Genomic DNA, 19,685 nt, shown 5'->3' with positions numbered 1-19,685 from the left:
AGCGATATTCATGCAAAACCTTGGCATGCTCTAAAAGCGCACAGGTTTGCTATGATCCCGGCCCTTCGTCATGGTCTTTCCGAGTAGTCCAAATGTCCGATCGCAGTGTTCGCCTTCAAGCTCTCAAGCACGCCCTCAAAGAGCGCATCCTGATTCTCGACGGCGGCATGGGCACGATGATCCAGAGCTACAAGCTCGAAGAGCAGGATTACCGTGGCAAACGCTTCGCCGACTGGCCGAGCGACGTCAAGGGCAACAACGACCTGCTGATACTGACCCGTCCGGACGTGATTGGCGGCATCGAGAAAGCCTACCTGGATGCCGGCGCCGACATTCTGGAAACCAACACCTTCAACGCCACCCGGATTTCCATGGCCGACTACGGCATGGAAGAACTGGCCTACGAACTGAACGTAGAAGGCGCTCGCCTGGCGCGCAAGGTGGCCGATGCGAAAACCCTCGAGAACCCGGACAAGCCGCGCTTCGTCGCCGGCGTGCTCGGCCCGACCAGCCGCACCTGCTCGCTGTCGCCAGACGTGAACAACCCCGGCTACCGCAACGTGACCTTCGATGAACTGGTGGAAAACTACACCGAGGCCACCAAAGGCCTGATCGAAGGCGGCGCCGACCTGATCCTGATCGAAACCATTTTCGACACCTTGAACGCCAAAGCCGCGATCTTCGCCGTGCAAGGGGTGTTCGAAGAGTTGGGCATCGAGTTGCCGATCATGATCTCCGGCACCATCACTGACGCCTCCGGCCGCACCCTGTCGGGCCAGACCACCGAAGCGTTCTGGAACTCCGTGGCCCACGCCAAGCCCATCTCGGTCGGCCTGAACTGCGCCCTCGGCGCCAGCGAATTGCGTCCGTACCTGGAAGAGCTGTCGAACAAGGCCGGCACCCACGTCTCGGCGCACCCGAACGCCGGCCTGCCGAACGAATTCGGCGAGTACGACGAACTGCCGGCGGAAACCGCCAAGGTCATCGAAGAATTCGCCCAAAGCGGCTTCCTCAACATCGTCGGCGGTTGCTGCGGCACCACCCCGGGCCACATCGAAGCCATCGCCAATGCCGTGGCCGGTTATGCACCACGTGAAATTCCGGACATTCCGAAGGCTTGCCGCCTGTCGGGTCTGGAACCGTTCACCATCGACCGCAACTCGTTGTTCATCAACGTCGGCGAGCGCACCAACATCACCGGTTCCGCCAAATTTGCCCGCCTGATCCGTGAAGACAACTACACCGAAGCCCTGGAAGTCGCCCTGCAGCAGGTCGAAGCCGGCGCCCAGGTGATCGACATCAACATGGACGAAGGGATGCTCGATTCGAAGAAGGCGATGGTGACCTTCCTCAATCTGATTGCGGGTGAACCGGACATCTCCCGCGTGCCGATCATGATCGACTCCTCCAAATGGGAAGTGATCGAAGCCGGCCTCAAGTGCATTCAGGGCAAGGGCATCGTCAACTCGATCAGCATGAAAGAAGGCGTCGAGCAGTTCATTCATCACGCCAAACTGTGCAAGCGCTACGGCGCTGCGGTGGTGGTGATGGCGTTCGACGAAGCCGGCCAGGCCGACACCGAAAAACGCAAGAAAGAAATCTGCAAACGCTCCTACGACATTCTGGTCAACGAAGTCGGCTTCCCGCCGGAAGACATCATCTTCGACCCGAACATCTTCGCCATCGCCACCGGCATCGAAGAACACAACAACTACGCCGTCGACTTCATCAACGCCTGTGCCTACATCCGCGACGAGCTGCCGTATGCCCTGACCTCCGGCGGCGTGTCCAACGTGTCGTTCTCGTTCCGGGGCAACAACCCGGTGCGCGAGGCGATTCACTCGGTGTTCCTGCTGTATGCGATCCGCAACGGCCTGACCATGGGCATCGTCAACGCCGGCCAATTGGAGATCTACGACCAGATCCCGGCCGAGCTGCGTGACGCTGTGGAAGACGTGGTGCTCAACCGCACCCCGGAAGGCACCGACGCCCTGCTCGCCATCGCCGACAAGTACAAGGGCGACGGCAGCGTCAAGGAAGCCGAGACCGAAGAGTGGCGCGGCTGGCCGGTCAACAAGCGGCTGGAACATGCCCTGGTCAAGGGCATCACCACGCACATTGTTGAAGACACCGAAGAGTCCCGTCAGTCGTTCAGCCGCCCGATCGAAGTAATCGAAGGCCCGCTGATGTCCGGCATGAACATCGTCGGCGACCTGTTCGGCGCCGGCAAAATGTTCCTGCCGCAAGTGGTGAAATCAGCCCGGGTGATGAAGCAGGCCGTGGCCCACTTGATCCCGTTCATCGAACTGGAAAAAGGCGACAAGCCGGAAGCCAAGGGCAAGATCCTGATGGCCACCGTGAAAGGTGACGTGCACGATATCGGCAAGAACATTGTGGGCGTGGTGCTGGGCTGTAACGGCTACGACATCGTCGACCTCGGCGTGATGGTGCCGGCGGAGAAAATCCTGCAGGTGGCCAAGGAGCAGAAGTGCGACATCATCGGCCTGTCCGGCCTGATCACGCCGTCGCTGGATGAAATGGTTCACGTGGCTCGCGAGATGCAGCGCCAGGACTTCCACCTGCCGCTGATGATCGGTGGTGCGACCACTTCCAAAGCACACACCGCGGTGAAAATCGAACCGAAATACAGCAATGACGCGGTGATCTACGTCACCGACGCCTCCCGCGCCGTGGGTGTGGCCACGCAGTTGCTGTCCAAGGAATTGAAGCCGGCCTTCATCGAGAAGACACGCCTGGAATACATCGAAGTCCGCGAACGCACCGCCAACCGCAGCGCCCGCACCGAACGCCTGAGCTACCCGGCGTCGATTGCCAAGAAGCCGCAGTTTGACTGGAGCACTTACGAGCCGGTCAAACCGACATTCACCGGTTCGCGGGTGCTGGATAACATCGATTTGAAGGTGCTAGCCGAGTACATCGACTGGACGCCGTTCTTTATCTCCTGGGACCTGGCTGGCAAGTTCCCGCGCATCCTCGAAGACGAAGTGGTCGGTGAAGCCGCGACCTCGCTGTACGCCGATGCTCAGGAAATGCTCGCCAAGCTGATCGACGAAAAACTGATCAGCGCCCGTGCGGTGTTCGGTTTCTGGCCGGCCAATCAGGTGCGCGAGGATGACATCGAAGTCTACGGCGACGACGGCAAGCCGATCGCCAAACTGCATCACTTGCGTCAGCAGATCATCAAGACCGACGGCAAGCCGAACTTCTCCCTGGCCGACTTCGTCGCACCGAAGGACAGCGAAATCACCGACTACGTGGGTGGTTTCATCACCACCGCCGGCATCGGCGCCGAAGAAGTGGCCAAGGCGTATCAGGACGCGGGTGACGATTACAACTCGATCATGGTCAAGGCCCTGGCCGACCGTTTGGCCGAAGCCTGCGCCGAGTGGTTGCACCAGCAAGTGCGTAAAGAACACTGGGGTTATGCCAAGGACGAGACGCTGGACAACGAGGCGCTGATCAAAGAGCAATACACCGGCATCCGCCCTGCCCCTGGCTACCCGGCCTGCCCGGATCACACCGAGAAAGGCACGCTGTTCGCCCTGCTCGACCCAGAAGCCAGCGAAATGCAGGCCGGCCGCAGCGGCGTGTTCCTCACCGAACACTACGCGATGTTCCCGGCAGCGGCGGTCAGCGGCTGGTACTTCGCGCATCCGCAGGCGCAATACTTCGCCGTAGGCAAGATCGACAAAGACCAGGTGCAGAGCTACACCTCGCGCAAAGGCCAGGAACTGAGCGTGACCGAACGTTGGCTGGCGCCGAACCTCGGGTACGACAACTGACAAAACTTGTGGGAGCGGGCTTGCTCGCGAAAGCGGTGGAACAGTCAACGGAGATGTTGAATGTGATGGCCTCTTCGCGAGCAAGCCCGCTCCCACAGGGGTTTGGGGGCGATCAAAAATACTCGGTTCAACACCGATCAATTGTGGGAGCGGGCTTGCTCGCGAAAGCGGTGGAACAGTCAACGAAGGTGTTGAATGTGATGGCCCCTTCGCGGGCAAGCCTTGCTCCTACAGGGGCTTTGTGGCGTTTACAAATACCCGGTTCTACATTGATCAATTGTGGGAGCGGGCTTGCTCGCGAAAGCGGTGGAACAGTCAACGAAGTTGTTGGATGTTACGGCCCCTTCGCGAGCGAGCCCGCTCCCACAGGGGTTTGGGGGCGATCAAAAATACCCGGCTCCTACAGGAATCCCCTGCATTGTCTATGCTTGCCTGACACACAAACATGACGAGGGATTTATGGACGATCCAGTCGACAACAAACCGCCGACCTTATGGCAGATGCTGCACAGCGTGGTCGCTGCGGCTTTCGGGGTGCAGAGCGGGAAGAACCGTGCGCGGGACTTCACTCACGGCAAGCCGAGTCATTTCGTGATTCTGGGGATTTTGTTCACGGCGGTGTTTGCGCTGTCGCTGTTCGGCATCGTCAAACTGGTGTTGCTGCTGGCAGGGGTTTGAAGCGGTTTCAATGCATCAACGTTTGCAGACTGAAGGGATACCGATAGGACGTCGGTCGCCCCTTGGCCGACAGGTGCCGGAAGTTCACGCCGTAATCCGGTGCATCGCCCATGGCCAGCATTCGCTTGGCCTGGGCCTTGTCGATCAGTTGCAACAGCGGAATCTGCCGGTCACGCCCGCCGTAACGGTTCAGGTCTACGCCCTGATCGATGTCATGCAACTCCACCATCGCCCAGCCACCCAAGGTGAAATGCCCGCCGAGCAAGACGCTCAAGCGTCCATCAACCATGGCTTTGAGCGCCTGCGGTGAGGTATTGAAGGCGCTGAACCACGCATCCCTGCCCGGCGTGCCTCCAGCCTCCGCAAACGCCTGCATGGCGCCGAACGCCATTTCGTCATTGGCCGACCACACCAGCGTGACCTTCGGGTAGCGCTGGAACAACAACCGCGCCTGCTCATAGGCGCGCTCACGGGTCCAGCCGCTGTAGACCAGTTGCCGCAAACGCACTTCCGGGTGTTCGGCCAAGGCTCGCAGCATGCCTTTTTCCCGCAGTTGTGCCGACGGGGTGATCTTCAGCCCGGAAAACGCCAGCAACTCGATGGATTGCCCCGGTTGTACCGGCGGATGCTGGCGAATCAGCTCCTGAAGCATCAAGTAGCCGCCCTCCTCGTCGTTGGGCACCAGGCTGCCCACGCGATCCGGGCGGTCGCCCAGCAGGCTCAGTTGGTTGTCGGTCAGCGATGCATTGACCATGAACAGCTTCACCCCGCTGTCCTGGGCCAGGCGCAAGATTTGCGGAGCGACGTATTGTTCGTTGGCGAACAGCAGATAATCCGGACGATGCGGCCCCTGCAACGCCTCGCGGGCCTGGGCGATGGTGAGTTCGGGTTCGCGCTGGGAATAGAGAATCTGCAACTCCATGCCCAAGTCCTTGGCTGCCGCCTGCATGAATTGCGAATAGCTGATCCAAAACGCTTCCGTGGTGCTGCCCGGATTAAGGAACAACACTGAGGCCGCCTGGGCGCTGGGTCCGAAGACCGAGCCAAGCGTCAGCAATACACCACAGAGAAACTTCAACATTAAAGTCCGAGCCCCGGAAATTCGCCGCGCATTATAGCCAGCGAACGCCCGAAAACGGGGTTTATTCCGGTCTTTGTCCGACAATCATCGGAACCGGGCTCGGACGACGTCGCTATTGGTGACTGACCCAGAACACTGCTGTTCCTACAACCAGGATGATCAGGAACAAAATCGCCCAGGCATCCACCGTGCTATCGCTTTTCCGTGCTTTGGTCGGGTTGCTCATTGCATCGCCTCTTGTCGGTTTTATCGGTGATTGCATAAAGACTCGACCACAGTAAAGACGACGATTGCCCACACCACAAATACGGGTTTAGTAATAACGGTTCTCGTTAGTCGTTTTGGTTCTTTACATATACTCAAACATCACTTTTGCGCATAACTGCAAACTGGTATCTTGCCCCGGCTCCGTAGGGAGTGCGCGGCCGTGCGCGCAGAATTGCCGAGGCAGTATCGGAGACTTCAGCAAGCGAAAAACGCAACTGGAACCGACCGGCCCAAGCCTGAGAACAGGACTTATATGTACGTATACGACGAGTACGATCAGCGGATCATCGAGGACCGCGTCAAGCAGTTCCGTGATCAGACCCGACGCTATCTGGCAGGCGAGCTGAGCGAAGAAGAATTCCGCCCCCTGCGCCTGCAAAATGGCCTTTATATCCAGCGTTTCGCCCCGATGTTGCGGGTGGCGGTGCCTTACGGCCAACTGACTTCGCGCCAGACGCGAATGATGGCCAAGATTGCCCGCGACTACGACAAGGGCTACGCCCACATCAGCACCCGGCAGAACGTGCAGTTCAACTGGCCGGCGCTGGAAGACATCCCGGACATCCTCGCTGAATTGGCCACCGTGCAGATGCACGCAATCCAGACCAGCGGCAACTGCCTGCGCAACGTCACCACCGACCAGTTCGCCGGTGTCGCTGCCGACGAGTTGATCGACCCGCGTCCGTGGTGCGAAATCGTCCGTCAGTGGACGACGTTCCACCCGGAATTCGCCTACCTGCCGCGCAAATTCAAGATCGCCATCAACGGTTCGACTTCCGACCGTGCGGCCATCGAAGTGCATGACATCGGCCTTGAGCCGGTGCTCAACGCTGCGGGCGAACTGGGCTTCCGTGTGCTGGTCGGTGGCGGCCTCGGTCGTACGCCGGTGGTTGGTGCGTTCATCAACGAGTTCCTGCCGTGGCCGGACCTGTTGAGCTACCTCGACGCCATCCTGCGGGTTTACAACCGCTACGGCCGTCGCGACAACAAGTACAAGGCGCGGATCAAGATCCTCGTCAAAGCGCTGACCCCTGAAGTCTTCGCGCAGAAAGTCGACGCGGAAATGGAACACCTTCGCGGTGGCCAGACCACGCTGACCGAGGCCGAAGTGCATCGCGTGGCCAAACACTTCGTCGACCCGGACTACAAGGCGCTGGAGAACCAGACCGCCGAACTGGCCGCGCTCGACAAAGAGCATCCAGGTTTCGCCCGCTGGCGCACCCGCAACACTCTGGCGCACAAGAAGCCGGGTTATGTGGCCGTGACCCTGTCCCTGAAGCCGACCGGCGTTGCGCCGGGCGACATCACCGACAAGCAGCTCGACGCCGTGGCCGACCTGGCCGACCGCTACAGCTTCGGTCAACTGCGCACCTCCCACGAGCAGAACATCATTCTGGCCGACGTTGAGCAGTCGCAACTGTTCGCGATGTGGGGCGAGTTGCGCGAGCAAGGTTTCGCCACGCCGAACATCGGCTTGCTGACCGACATCATCTGCTGCCCGGGCGGTGATTTCTGCTCCCTGGCCAACGCCAAGTCGATCCCGATTGCCGAATCGATCCAGCGTCGCTTCGACAACCTGGATTACCTGTTCGACATCGGCGAGCTGGACCTGAACATTTCCGGTTGCATGAACGCCTGTGGTCACCACCACGTCGGCCACATCGGCATCCTCGGGGTGGACAAGAAAGGCGAAGAGTTCTACCAGGTGTCCCTGGGTGGCAGCGCCAGCCGTGACGCCAGCCTGGGCAAGATCCTCGGCCCGTCCTTCGCCCAGGAAGCCATGCCTGATGTGATCGAGAAGCTGATCAACGTGTACATCGAACAACGTCACGAAGATGAGCGCTTCATCGACACCTACCAGCGTATTGGCATCGACCTCTTCAAGGAGCGCGTCTATGCAGCGAATCATTAAGAACAACGAAGTCGTCGACGAAACCTGGCACTTGCTGCCCAAGGATTTCAACATCGACGAAATCAGCAACTGCGACGACCTGATCGTGCCGCTGTCGCTGTGGCGCGAACATGCCCGTATGCTCAAGGCCCGCGATGGCGGCCTGGGTGTGTGGCTGGACGCCGATGAAGAAGCCGAAGAAATCGGTGAAGACGTGGATAACTTCCAGGTCATCGCCCTGAACTTCCCGGCCTTCACCGATGGTCGCAACTACTCCAACGCCCGTCTGCTGCGTGACCGTTATGGTTTCAAAGGCGAACTGCGGGCGATTGGCGATGTGCTGCGCGACCAGTTGTTCTACCTGCATCGCTGCGGTTTCGACGCGTTTGCCATTCGCGCCGATAAAGACCCGTATGAAGCCCTTGAAGGTCTCAAGGACTTCTCGGTGACGTACCAGGCCGCCACTGACGAACCGCTGCCGCTGTTCCGACGCCGCTAAGCCGCACTAACGGAAAACCTTGAGCCATGGCTGCGAAGCCGGGCTCAAGGTTTTTTTTCGCCTGCCTTAATGTGCCGCGCCGGCGTTAAACGCGGCGACCCGCGCCTCCAGCTGTTCGAAGCTGGCGAAGGGATCATCGCCATTGGCGGCGGTCCACTCCACATCGCGGAACACGTGCTGACACAGCGCGGGCGATGCTTCGATGGCATCGACCAAGTGCCAGACCCGCTGTTGCAACGCCGCATAATTCACCCGGAAATCAGCGCTGCGCCGAACCATGTCCAGCGTGCCGAAAAACCGTTCGTTGCCCTCCAGGGTGGCCAAGTGTTGCCAGCGCCCGGCCTGGGTTGCCGCCTGCTCGGGTGACAACCCCGTCAGCCAAGCCTCGGGCTGGGCGAAATCGGCGCTCGGCAAGCCCATCCACACGTTGATCCCGGTTTCCTGGCGGTGACGGACGACCCAGCGCAGGCTGTCGGCATCGTTCAGTGGGTTGCCCGTCAGCAACAGCCGATTGTTGCCCACCGACTGCATGCGCACGGCTTCGGGGATCCGGTCGATGTGGTTGTAACGCAGGTCCAGCAATTGCAGATACGGGTAATCGAGCACACCCACCGGGCAGTTGCGAATCCCGGTGGCACGCAGGTTGAGGCGGCGCAACGCGGGCAGGAACAGCACCAGCGGTGGCAAATCCAACGGGTTAGTGCTCATGTCCAGCGACGTGAGGCGGGTCAGGCTGCTCAACCCGCCGGCCGCTTGTTCGGTCAGGGTCAGGCCGGTTTGCCGCAGGTTCAAGTGCGTGAGTTCGGTCAGTTCGCTGATGGCCGCCGGCAAGCGGCCAACCCAGGCGCCGTTGGCAGCGCTTTGGCGCAGGTCGGTGCCGGCCAGGTCCAGCACGCGCAATTTGCGAAATCCGCGTAAAAACGGCGAGAGGCTGTCCGTCTCAGTCAACGAAAAATTGGACATGGTCAGTTCCACCACCTGGCCCAACTGCACGTTCAAGGCTGGCAGGCTGTGAAAATGCTCGTAGTCCATCTCCAGGCGAAACCCCACGAATTCACCGTTGTTGTAGACACGCCTGGACGTATCGCCCCGTTGCTGCCACAACAAATCCAGCTCGGAGGCCAGTTCCATTCGGGTTTGCCGCTCGTAGCGAATGGCGTCGGCGATCCGGGCATCGTTCTCCGCTTGGATTTGCTCGGCGCTGAGGCCGGCGGTTTCCGGATCGTTGGCTTCCAGCAGGTCGATGTCCATGTGGTCGATATCGTCCTCGACCTGCTCAACCCAGCTCGTCAGGTCAACGCGCAGTTGCTGCATTTGCCTACTGAGGTCGATCAGGTGTATCTGCGCGTTTTCGCCCCACAGCGCCAACTGTGCCTCGATCTCTTGCTCCGTCCTGGCCGGGTATAGCTCCTGCAACTGGAGCTTTTCGATGGCCCGGGAAAAAGCCGCCGCATCGGTCGTGGACGGGAAGCCGCCGCCACGCAGCCCGAGGCTGTCGAACGGCAGGCCGGCATCCATGCGCCGCAACCCGGATTCGAGGTCGGCGCGCGGACGCGGCATGGCGCGCAATTTCGCCTGCAGATCTTCCAGCCCGTGATCGACACGCAACCCCAGGGCCGTGCGTTGTTCGGGGGACAAGGCCTTGAGCAAGGCGGGGTAAAAGTCCACGGTTTGCCCTGCGTCCTGGAAGCGCATTCCCAACTTGATCAATTGGCGGGTCGACGTCCCGATGCGCGGGCCGATGCTGTCCAGGACTCTGCCCAGCGCAGAATCTTCGCGAACCTCAATTCGCGCCCCGACCGGCCAACCGGCGAGGCGCTCCAGGGAGTGCAAGGCCAGCACTTCACTGTCAGCGTTCTGCACCGCCGCGAGGTACAGGCCTTCGTAGGCGCGGGCCAGGCGCACATGCCGTTCGTATTGCTGCGCCTTGACGCTCAACTCGCCCAGCACGCGCTTGGCCTCGGCCAGGGTGTGGGGCGCGGCGATGTCGATGCCCGAGCGGTCGAGCATCTGTTCGATGGCCTGCTTCGGCAAGCCCGGGTACTGCGACTGGAACAGCCTCACCCACTCATGATCGGAGTGCTGCGTCGCGGCGTAGCGCAGGTTGAACTGCTCGGCACGCGCCGCCAGCGCCTGCCCGGCCTCGGCCGACCCCACCGGCAGGCGGTCGATGGCCTGTTGCAACGCCTGATCGATACGAAAACGACTCAAGGTGTCCGCCAGAATCGGCGACGGTGGCTGCCCGGCCTGCAACAGGGCCAACGCGTTGCTGTCGAGTTCGCACACTTGATCGATGGCGCGCAGCGCATCGTCGCCGAGGGCAGCGGTTTCAGGAATGAGCGTGCGCAGTCGAGCGATCCGCGATTGCACCGTGGCCACGCTGTCGCTGACGGCACGCTCGGCGGTGTGGGCGGCCTCACTGCCCACCCCGGACGCACTCGCCTCTGCGGCCCGTTCCTCGCCTTTGAGCACAGCGTCCCCCTTGATCACCGGCAAGGCATTGAGCAAACCAAACAGGGTGCGCCCGACACCGGCCCTGCGCTCGTCCGGGGTCTTGCCGTTCACCGCTTTATCCAGGCCATACCCGGCATCAATCAACCCCGCCAGCGCCAGCAGGCCCTCGCCCCCCGGCACAAACAAGGCGAGCGGGCCGAATCGGTTGACCCATTGCACCACCGGCTCGACCACGGCACTCAGGTTGTCGCGATTGACCTGAGCGTCGTCGCGAATGGTATCGATGCTGGTCTGCGCCGCCCGTTTCATCACCCGCACCCACTGCGCGAAAGGGTCTTCGGTGCGTGGCGCCACTTCGACCCTGACATAGGTTTCGGGCGGCCAATAACCACTGTTATTGAAAAAACCATGGCCCTTTTTCAACCGGTATTGGCGCGGGTACGTGACCATCCCGGCCAGGGCGGTCAGCACCCCGGCGTGAAAGGTGCCGTCCTCTCGATCATCTTCGGCGAAGTGTCCGGCGAGCGCTTTTTTGCGCGTACCGTCACGGGCCATCTCGACCACCCAGGCGCACAGGGCCTGATGGTCGGCAAATTCATGGAACGGCGAAGCATTACCGGGCACGTAGAGCAGCATCCGCCCGGTCGAGCGATCGCGAAAACGCCAGATGTCGTCAGCGCTGTAGCGATAGATCACCAGCCGCGCCGCCTCCACGCAGTCCGGCACCACCGTGCTCGCCTGCAACTGCGCCAGCGTCAGTTGCGCCCAGGTTTGCCGTCCGTCCAATGCGGCTGCGCGCAACGCCAGGTCGAGCCCGGCGTCGCTCAAGCTGCGTTCCTGATGCTGCAACCAGGCAGCCATGACAAAGGCCAGTTTGACCGCCGTGCGCAACGGATAAGCGCCCGCCGCCAACAAGGCTTGATCCTGGGGCCAGGCATCCGCCACGTAAGCGGCGTATTGCGTCTTGAACTCCAGGTTCCACACCCAATCCTTGAACACCGCCGGTTGCAACGTTAATTGGGTGGACGGCCCGTAGACCTGCGGCAGGGTGGTTCGGTAGATCCCCTCGTAATCGCGATAACCACCGCCGGGGTTGATCGATTCGTCGATCTCGACGATCCGCACCTGCGGCCCGATGGTGGGCGGTGTGTACAGGCCGAACGCGGTTTCGCCGAAGCGTCCGGCGCCCACGGTCTGGTAGTTCTCCAACAACGCCTGGACCAGGCTGCGGGAGGTGCGCGCCCTGCCCTGGTGAACATCGCCCTGGGCCGGGTAGCCGTAAAAATCGTAGTTGAGGTCCACCAGAACCGCATCAAGCACCGCTGTGCCCCAGCGTTGCCCGATCAGCTTCGCGGCGTATTGCGCCGGGGTCATTGGCAGCACGGTGTCAAGGGTCAGGCCGGCGAAACGATCAGTGCCGACCGAGTGTTTTGGGTCAATGCGCATCCTGTGAACTCCTTGTCTGTTCCGGCTCTGTCCGTTGCCCCGTCGGGCTGATCGTGAATCGGGTAGGCGTGCGCTTCGTTTCGTCAATGATCGACGGTAAGCCAGGGTTGCGCCGCAAGCTGTCAGCGGTCAGCTTGGCCATCAGCGCAATGCGTTCATTGCGGAAATTGTTAACGATCGCGTCCATGTGTTGATTGAACTGCTCGCGGCTAAAGCGCGACTCGCGATCCAACTGCTGGAAAGCCACCGCCGCACGTAACACCAGATCATCGAAATCGGCTTGATGGACGCTTTCCACGTAACGCTTCCAGAACTCCTGCAGCGTCATCCAGTGCGCCAGCGCCGATGACTGTTCAAGCCTCAGCACTTCGCCGTAGACCCAGTCGAGGGTTTGCGGAATCACGTCGATTGCCAGGCTTAAATTCATGTCCCGCGGTTGCGCCGGCAAATCGAGGCGTTCGGCCAGCCCCACCCGATAGGCCAGGCTAATTTCCATCGCTTGTTCGAGGGTCAGCGGGCCGATGCGCGAACGGGAGATGACGTTTTTCACGGCAAGGCGCTCGACTTCTTGCAGGCGATACAAACCGCGCAGCAACCGCACCAGTTCCGTCTCGGTCGCGGCCCTGTCCCGCACCACGCCCAGCGCCCGATAACACAGCACTTGCACGTGCAGATCACTGAACACCAGGGACGAGCCATCGGCGCTGAGTTGCCCGACATTGGCCATGCGGAACAAGGTGCGGCGCAGATGACTGTCCTCGGCCGCCGCCTCGATCACGTCCCACACCCGCTGGCTCAACGAGCGATAGACCACCCGGAAATCGGCGGTGTAGCGCAGGCGATTAAGCAAGGTGAAAAACGGCCGCGAATCCGGGTACGCATACACCGCGCTCCACACCTGGCGCCGGCGCACCGCATCCAGCGCTGATGCGCCCGTCAGCCAGGTCGAACTCATCGAGAGGTCCATCAATACGTCTTGCACACCTTGCCCGCGCCCCGTGGCAATCAACCCCAGGCTGATTTCACTGGTTTGCTGGAAGGCAGTGAGGCGCTGGCGTGTTTGCGCCGACAGCGGATTGCCGGAAATATCGGTGCCCATGTTCAAACTGCCCGGCGCGGAGAACACATCTTCCGGGATCTCGGTGATGCTGTTATCGCGCAGGTCCAGAACCCTCAGGCGCCGCAATCCGGTCGATCCGTTGGGCCAGTGGCTGATGCCGGTGCTGCGCAACTCCAGGCGCTCCAGCAGTTGCATGTGCGCGACATCCGGGGCCTGCCTCAGGGTCGGATTGGCGTTTAGATTCAATTGTTTCAACCGGGACAGCCCCGCCAGATCAGCCACTGCCGCCGGAGTCATCAGAATGCGGTTATCACTCAAATCCAGGTTTTCCAGGCGCGGCATGCTGCTGACGGCCTGGGGCACGCGCGTCAACTGGTTGCCCACCAGGGACAAGCGGCGCAGGAACTTGAAGTTGCGCAGGAACGTGTTCAACCCGGGACTGGCCCCGACCCGGTCCATGACCAATGCGCCGACATGGCTGAAATCACCGGTGATCAACGGCAAGTTACCCAATTGCAACGGAGCAAACGACAGTTCATACAGCCTGCCGTCGAGGGTCAGTGTGCTGGGGGTTTCCCGTCGCCAGCAGCGGATGATGTCCATGGCGGCGCGGTTCTTGGCCAGGGTCGAGACCTTGAGCCGCGGCCCCGTCTCGGCTTGATACCAGGTGTCGCGGTTGATCCAGTTTTGCAGCACGGTCCTGATGGTCAGGAATTCCAGGCGCAGGTTTTCCAGTTTTCTCAGGACCAACACTTCGACCGGCCCCAGGCTGCTGAGAAACAGCTCGATCTGCTCCATCGAATGGGTCGGGTACAGCTCCTGCGCACGGCGGATAACCGCCGAGGATCGGCCGATCAACTGCGGAACCTGTGGGGCTGCACCCGCGGACGGCTTGCTGAGCAAAGGGTCCGCCAGGCGCATGGGCGAAACGTAATTCGCCCGCACCGGAAAAATACCAAGGCTCGCCTGGGCGAATGCTCGCCGTTCCTGGGCCAGGCGGGTAATTTTCGCCCTGAGGCCGACCCCGTGATCCTCGACGTGCAAGCCCAGCGCCGAGCGACGGGAGACGGACAAGCCTTCCCACAGCGCCTGGAAATAATGTGCGCGGGTGCGCCCCGGCAGGTAGCTGAGCAGATTGGAACTCGCGTCGCGGACTTCATAACGGTCGGGATGGGCATTGATCAGCAACTGTTGCGAGGCGCTTTCCGCGCCGATGCTGGCCATTTCGTCGGTGTAGAACGACCACTCCAGCACATGCACGTACAGATCGCTTTGCCAACCGGGCAAATGCCGCAACGCACCGAACACCACGCGGTCGGTGTCGATGCCGCCCACTGCGTCCAGGTACAGACCTTCGTAGGCCCGGCTGACCCGTACCACCTGGCGATAGCGCCGCGCCTCCTCGGCCAGACGCAACGGCACGTCGCCGGCTTCCAGTTCGATCAGTTCACTGCTGTCGGCATGGCGGATCAGCTCATCGATCACGCTGACCGGCAAATCGGAGAATTGATTGCTCAACGCCGTGGCGCGCAGCACTTGCTCCGGCGCGGCGCGCTGATAAATCCATTCGAACAAGTCCCGGCGCTTGCGATCAGCCTGCTCGGCCAATTTCTGCACCAGCGCGGTGATCTGCTCGGCGGCCACCACCGACGGCGAATCGAGCAAGTGCGTGCGTTCACTGGCGCTCAGGCCGGACAGCAGTTCGGGGTAGAACTCGCCTTTGCGCACCTTGTCCAGGCTCAGTTGCAGGCTCTTGCCGGGCTGCTCGACGTCAGGCGCGGTGTACCGGCTAAAAGGCTGGCCGGTGGCATCAATGACATTGATCGCGGTCTGCGCCGGCCAGGTCTTGAGCGTGGTCAGCAAACGCAATTGCAGGTCGGCGTCGGCGACGGCCGCCGTCCGCTCAGTGCTCATGTCCTGGATGAACCCGCTGACCCTGCTGTCCGTAGCAAACCGGCGCACGGTATCGACCAGCAACGCCGGCGGCCGGGTTCGATCGATCAGCACCTGGCGCAAGGCGTTGTCGTCGGTGGCGCTGACCAGCAGGATCTGCAACGCCTGCGCATCGGAGATGTCCTGCTCCAAATAGCCCAGGCGCCGGAACAGCGTCAGGCGATCCCACTCCATCGGCAGTTCGGAGTCATGGCGCCATGCGCCGACGTTGTTGGTTTCCAGCGCCGGCGCATAGTTTTCGCCCAGGTTCGAGCCCTCGATCTCCCACAGGTCGGTGTCCTCCTGCGGGCGAACCGCGTAGATGTCCTTGTCCAGCGCCAGGTACGCCTGGTCTTCGAACCAGCGCAGGCCTCGTTCGTCGGGTTTGAGCCAGCGCGGCAGCGAGATATGGCGGCGATAGGGCGTCAGGTCGGGCTTCCACAAACGAACCTTGTCGGCGGAGAACTTGACCTCCCGCAGGCTCTCGACGAAGGGGCTGGTGCGCACGGTCCTGAGCGCGCCCCTGCCGAGCCCGGCGCCAGCAGACAGCGCCCCCATCACGATCAGGTTTTCCAGGGTATCGAAGAAATAGTCCGAAGCCTGTTCCTGCTCGCCCGCCGCCCAACTCTCGATCCCGTGGTAGACCCCCAGCAGCAAATCGGCGACGGTCAACGCCATCATCACCTCCCCCACCACTGGGATGAATGAAATGCCGAACAGCACCAGATCGAGGCCGATGGTGGTGTAAGTGTCCATCCGGCCAAGGCGGGTTTTCTCGTCTTCATCGTCGGTGGGCACGACCAGCAGACGCGCATCGGCCATGACCTGCTCGGCGCGTTGCAGGTAAAGATCGGCAAACAGATTGCTTGTCACCGCGAGGGCCGTCACTGGCAAGGAAGCCCGTTGCGAGGGTTGCATCCAGTTGCTGCCGGGGCGCACATCCCGTGCCGCGAGCGCCGAATGGAATCCGGGGCGATCCCTCAGCGAGACAAAGCGCATGAGCAAGGATTGGAATGTCTTGTCGAGCAAGCGCGAACCGAGGTCCACTTCCAGTGCGGTGACGCTGCCGTACTCTTTCAGCGGTTGCTCGGCATCCCCCGGCAAATACAGCACGCAAGGATTGTTGACATAGGCCCCGTCACTGACCGTCACGATGAGCATCGCGCCGCACAGCTTGTAGCCCAGCAGCTCAAGGCGCTTATGAGCGACGGTGCGCTGGCCCCACTTGATCGACGCCGTGTTGTCCATCACCTCACCCAGCATCTGGAACGCCGGTTCAGTGATGTGTTTCTTCATCAGCGCCTGATAGCGGTCCACATCTAACACGCGCTGGGAATGATGGACACAGGCCTGGCGCACGGCGCCGGTGTCGGCGTACGGTTCAAATACGCTGTTCAGGTGGGTCTGGTACTGCTTGCCCAGATCCAGCTTGCGGCACAACTGGGCAAACTCATGGGGTTTGAGGGCGAGTATTTTGTTGGAAGTGCCGTTAATACGTTCCGGCTGATAAATAAGTGACTTGTCATCATAGTTACTCTCGAGTGTTTCAGAGGTCTCGAAGTTTTCACACGCAGCGACTAACAAGTCACGATCAATCGGCAGCACCAGTTTCTTGCGCAGCCCAAGCAGGCTCGAAGTTGAACGAACATGCTGAAACACTACGCCCCTGATATCCAGCGACTCGCCCAACTTGGCTTCCATGGCTTTGGCCAATAACGGTGAACAAAACTGTTGCGGGCTTTTCAGTGCGGCCATCGCCGTGGCGGCTTCGACCCGGGATTTCTGGCTGGCCACTACCCGTGCATACAGCGACGTACGGGCCGGGCCGTCGGCCTCGGACAGCCAGGACGGAATGGGATGATCCTTGAATAATGCGTAAAAAACGCCTTGTTGTTCAGGCGTCATATCCGTGGTGCTAGTTGTGGACGAGGACGACGTTATTTCAGAAGACATGAATACGTAACTCTTTTCACAATAAGAGCCTTCAGTCTAAAGATCAAAGTTTCAATTAAAAGCTTCAATATCCGATCAGAATAACGACAAACCCATCAACTATATGAACATCAGATATATATAAATACCACCATACACTTAACGATTAATGCATTGATAAACAACGGGCATAAAAAAACCCGGCCAACGAATTGACCGGGTTATTGTCAGCGACTTACCAGAAGCGCTGTTGAGTCAAGCGACTCCACCAGCTCAATAGCAAGCGATCGACCGAACCGCTGGCGGCCATACCGATGCGTTCTTGCAGGCTTTTGCGTTCGGCGTAGTGCAGGTGGTACAGCTCGGCACTCTTGGCGCGCTCGGACAGGTACTCGTCGCTGGTCTTGAGTTCGTCCACCAGTTGCTTGTCCAGCGCGGCGATGCCGAGCCAGATTTCGCCAGTGGCGACTTCATCGATGGCCAGTTGCGGGCGATAGCGGGCGACGAAGTTCTTGAACAGTTCGTGGGTGATGTCCAGGTCTTCCTGGAATTTCTCCCGGCCTTTTTCAGTGTTTTCGCCAAACACGGTCAGGGTGCGTTTGTACTCGCCGGCGGTCAGCACTTCGAAGTCGATATCGTGCTTTTTCAGCAGGCGATTGACGTTGGGCAACTGCGCGACCACGCCGATGGAGCCGAGGATGGCGAACGGCGCGCTGATAATTTTCTCGCCGATGCACGCCATCATGTAGCCGCCGCTGGCCGCGACCTTGTCGATGCACACGGTCAACGGCACGCCGGCCTGACGGATCCGCGCCAGTTGCGAAGAGGCCAGGCCATAGCTGTGGACCATGCCGCCGCCGCTTTCCAGGCGCAGGACCACTTCATCCTTGGGCGTGGCGAGGGTCAGCAGCGCGGTGATTTCGTGACGCAGGCTTTCAGTGGCCGAAGCCTTGATGTCGCCATCGAAATCCAGCACGAACACCCGGCCCTTGGCTTCGGGTTTTTTCTTGTGTTTTTTCTCGGTTTTAGCCTGGGATTTGCGCAAGGCCTTGAGCTGATCCTTGTCGAGCAACGTCTGCTCCAGGCGTTCACGCAGGCCTTTGTAGAAATCATTGAGTTTGCTGACCTGCAACTGGCCGGCCGACTTGCGCCGACCTTTACTGCGCAATGCCGCGAAACTGGCCAGGACCACCAGAATAGCGATCACCAGGGTCACGGTCTTGGCCAGGAAACTGGCGTACTCGGCGAAAAACTCCACACAGGACTCCTTTGATACTGATGCGCGGCTGAAACACTCGCGCGGGATGGCTCCAGCATACCCATGCCCCGGCTTTGGGGCCAGCCATGAAACCTTTGGCAACAGGCCTGTAACGGGCATTTCAAACAAGCGTATGTTTTTTCATTGACAGCCCGCAGTCATCCTCATAACCTCGCCAAACCTTCAACGTACCGGGATGACGCGGACGTGGGCAGCATCTACTTGATTCGACATGGCCAGGCCTCCTTTGGTGCAGACGACTACGACGTCCTCTCGCCGACCGGTGTGCGCCAGGCAGAAATCCTCGGCCAGCACCTTGCTGAGCTGGGTATCAGCTTCGATCGCTGCCTTGCCGGGGACTTGCGTCGCCAGCAGCACACGGCCACCACCGCGCTGGAGCAATTTTCCGCCGTGGGCCTGCCGGTGCCAACCCTGGAAACCGATTCCGCCTTCAACGAATTCGACGCCGACGCGGTGATCCGCGCCCTGCTCCCGGCCATGCTGGCGGACGAGCCCGAGGCCCTGGAAGTGTTGCGCAACGCCGCGCAAAACCGTGCCGAATTCCAGCGCATCTTCGCCCTGATCATCGAGCGCTGGCTGGCCGGCACTTACGACACGCCGGGGCTCGAAAGCTGGCTGGGTTTTGTCGAACGGGTCCAGGCCGGTCTGAATCGCATTCTCGAACTGGCCGACAACACCCAGAAAATCGCCGTGTTCACCTCCGGCGGCACCATCACGGCCCTGCTCCACCTCATTACGCAAATGCCTGCCCGCCAGGCCTTTGAACTCAACTGGCAAATCGTCAACACCTCGCTCAACCAACTGAAGTTCCGTGGTCGCGAGGTGGCTCTGGCTTCCTTCAACAGTCATGCGCACCTGCAACTGCTGAAGGCCCCGGAACTCATCACGTTTCGCTGAGTCCGGACTATTGCGACCCTGGCTGTAACCACCCAGCTGTAATTCTCAACAAAAGGATCAAACCATGACCTCCGTAGCTGATGCCGTACAAGCAATGAAAGCCAAGTTCAACCCAGCCGCCGCTGCCGGTCTGGACCTGGTCTTCGGTTTCCGCATCGACGACACCAAGAATTTCTCGCTGATCGTCAAAGACAGCACCTGCGAGCTCAAAGAAGGCGAGAACCCGGACGCCCAGGTCACGCTGGTGATGGACGCCGAGACCCTGGAAGGCATCGTCAGCGGCGAAACCGACGGCATGCAAGCGTTCATGGGCGGCAAACTGCGCGCTGAAGGCGACATGATGCTGGCGATGAAACTGTCCGAGCTGTTCCCGTCGTAAGATGATGGCTCCCCGCACAGGGGAGCCTCTCTGGCTGCACACGAATCCCGCCCCTTGTGGCGGGATTCGTGCATTTGGGCGTCGGCA

10 protein-coding genes are annotated in these 19,685 nt (G+C 60.7%); 6 read left to right on the top strand and 4 right to left on the bottom strand.

What is annotated here, in order from left to right; translation table 11 throughout:
* Positions 1 to 92 precede the first annotated feature (92 nt).
* Together metH and BK665_RS23495 are read left to right on the top strand one after the other, a co-directional pair.
* Positions 93 to 3,803 (top strand): methionine synthase, encoded by a 3,711-nt coding sequence (metH, locus tag BK665_RS23505; RefSeq protein ID WP_123408983.1) that lies wholly within the window; start codon positions 93 to 95, stop codon positions 3,801 to 3,803.
* 459 nt (positions 3,804 to 4,262) lie between these two features.
* The gene (locus BK665_RS23495; RefSeq protein WP_054055132.1) at positions 4,263 to 4,481 is read left to right on the top strand and encodes a DUF2970 domain-containing protein; all 219 of its coding nucleotides are present in this window, start codon (positions 4,263 to 4,265) and stop codon (positions 4,479 to 4,481) included.
* A gap of 7 nt (positions 4,482 to 4,488) precedes the next feature.
* Here the strand turns inward: BK665_RS23495 and BK665_RS23490 are convergent, their stop codons facing one another.
* Positions 4,489 to 5,562, bottom strand: coding sequence for an ABC transporter substrate-binding protein (locus BK665_RS23490; protein ID WP_123408981.1), 1,074 nt, complete (start codon positions 5,560 to 5,562; stop codon positions 4,489 to 4,491).
* A gap of 520 nt (positions 5,563 to 6,082) precedes the next feature.
* On the opposite strand from BK665_RS23490, the gene BK665_RS23485 reads away from it, so the two are divergent.
* Together BK665_RS23485 and BK665_RS23480 are read left to right on the top strand one after the other, a co-directional pair.
* Positions 6,083 to 7,741, top strand: coding sequence for a nitrite/sulfite reductase (locus BK665_RS23485; protein WP_123408980.1), 1,659 nt, complete (start codon positions 6,083 to 6,085; stop codon positions 7,739 to 7,741).
* Complete coding sequence (locus BK665_RS23480; protein ID WP_123408979.1) at positions 7,725 to 8,219, top strand: DUF934 domain-containing protein; 495 nt, start codon at positions 7,725 to 7,727, stop codon at positions 8,217 to 8,219. The genes BK665_RS23485 and BK665_RS23480 overlap by 17 nt, the downstream gene beginning before the upstream one ends.
* A 66-nt stretch (positions 8,220 to 8,285) precedes the next feature.
* Here the strand turns inward: BK665_RS23480 and BK665_RS23475 are convergent, their stop codons facing one another.
* The 3 genes from BK665_RS23475 to sohB form a co-directional block, all read right to left on the bottom strand.
* Entirely contained in the window at positions 8,286 to 12,119 is a 3,834-nt protein-coding gene (locus BK665_RS23475) for a dermonecrotic toxin domain-containing protein (protein ID WP_123408978.1), read from the bottom strand.
* On the bottom strand, positions 12,109 to 17,016 hold the full coding sequence (locus BK665_RS23470) for an NEL-type E3 ubiquitin ligase domain-containing protein (protein WP_185076612.1): 4,908 nt from the start codon (positions 17,014 to 17,016) through the stop codon (positions 12,109 to 12,111). The genes BK665_RS23475 and BK665_RS23470 overlap by 11 nt, the downstream gene beginning before the upstream one ends.
* Positions 17,017 to 17,278: 262 nt before the next feature.
* Complete coding sequence (gene sohB / locus BK665_RS23465; RefSeq protein ID WP_123408976.1) at positions 17,279 to 18,301, bottom strand: protease SohB; 1,023 nt, start codon at positions 18,299 to 18,301, stop codon at positions 17,279 to 17,281.
* Positions 18,302 to 18,508: 207 nt separating this feature from the next.
* Between sohB and BK665_RS23460 the strand changes: the two genes are divergently transcribed.
* Both BK665_RS23460 and BK665_RS23455 read left to right on the top strand, forming a co-directional pair.
* Entirely contained in the window at positions 18,509 to 19,219 is a 711-nt protein-coding gene (locus BK665_RS23460; RefSeq protein ID WP_123408975.1) for a histidine phosphatase family protein, read from the top strand.
* A gap of 64 nt (positions 19,220 to 19,283) precedes the next feature.
* Positions 19,284 to 19,598 carry an SCP2 sterol-binding domain-containing protein gene (locus tag BK665_RS23455; protein WP_123408974.1) on the top strand — a complete coding sequence of 105 codons (315 nt, stop codon included), beginning with the start codon at positions 19,284 to 19,286 and terminating at the stop codon, positions 19,596 to 19,598.
* Positions 19,599 to 19,685 lie beyond the last annotated feature (87 nt).

Origin of the sequence: Pseudomonas frederiksbergensis (assembly GCF_003732665.1) — a bacterium.
Taxonomy (GTDB): domain Bacteria; phylum Pseudomonadota; class Gammaproteobacteria; order Pseudomonadales; family Pseudomonadaceae; genus Aquipseudomonas; species Aquipseudomonas frederiksbergensis_G.
The sequence above is the reverse complement of the archived record's forward strand: the minus strand, read 5'-3'. Positions and strand labels throughout refer to the sequence as shown.

Excerpts from the sequence above, each read along its gene's own strand:
- metH (WP_123408983.1), top strand. The coding sequence starts at position 93 with ATGTCCGATCGCAGTGTTCGCCTTCAAGCTCTCAAGCACGCCCTCAAA.
- BK665_RS23495 (WP_054055132.1), top strand. The coding sequence starts at position 4,263 with ATGGACGATCCAGTCGACAACAAACCGCCGACCTTATGGCAGATGCTG.
- BK665_RS23490 (WP_123408981.1), bottom strand. The coding sequence starts at position 5,562 with ATGTTGAAGTTTCTCTGTGGTGTATTGCTGACGCTTGGCTCGGTCTTC.
- BK665_RS23485 (WP_123408980.1), top strand. The coding sequence starts at position 6,083 with ATGTACGTATACGACGAGTACGATCAGCGGATCATCGAGGACCGCGTC.
- BK665_RS23480 (WP_123408979.1), top strand. The coding sequence starts at position 7,725 with ATGCAGCGAATCATTAAGAACAACGAAGTCGTCGACGAAACCTGGCAC.
- BK665_RS23475 (WP_123408978.1), bottom strand. The coding sequence starts at position 12,119 with ATGCGCATTGACCCAAAACACTCGGTCGGCACTGATCGTTTCGCCGGC.
- BK665_RS23470 (WP_185076612.1), bottom strand. The coding sequence starts at position 17,016 with ATGACGCCTGAACAACAAGGCGTTTTTTACGCATTATTCAAGGATCAT.
- BK665_RS23455 (WP_123408974.1), top strand. The coding sequence starts at position 19,284 with ATGACCTCCGTAGCTGATGCCGTACAAGCAATGAAAGCCAAGTTCAAC.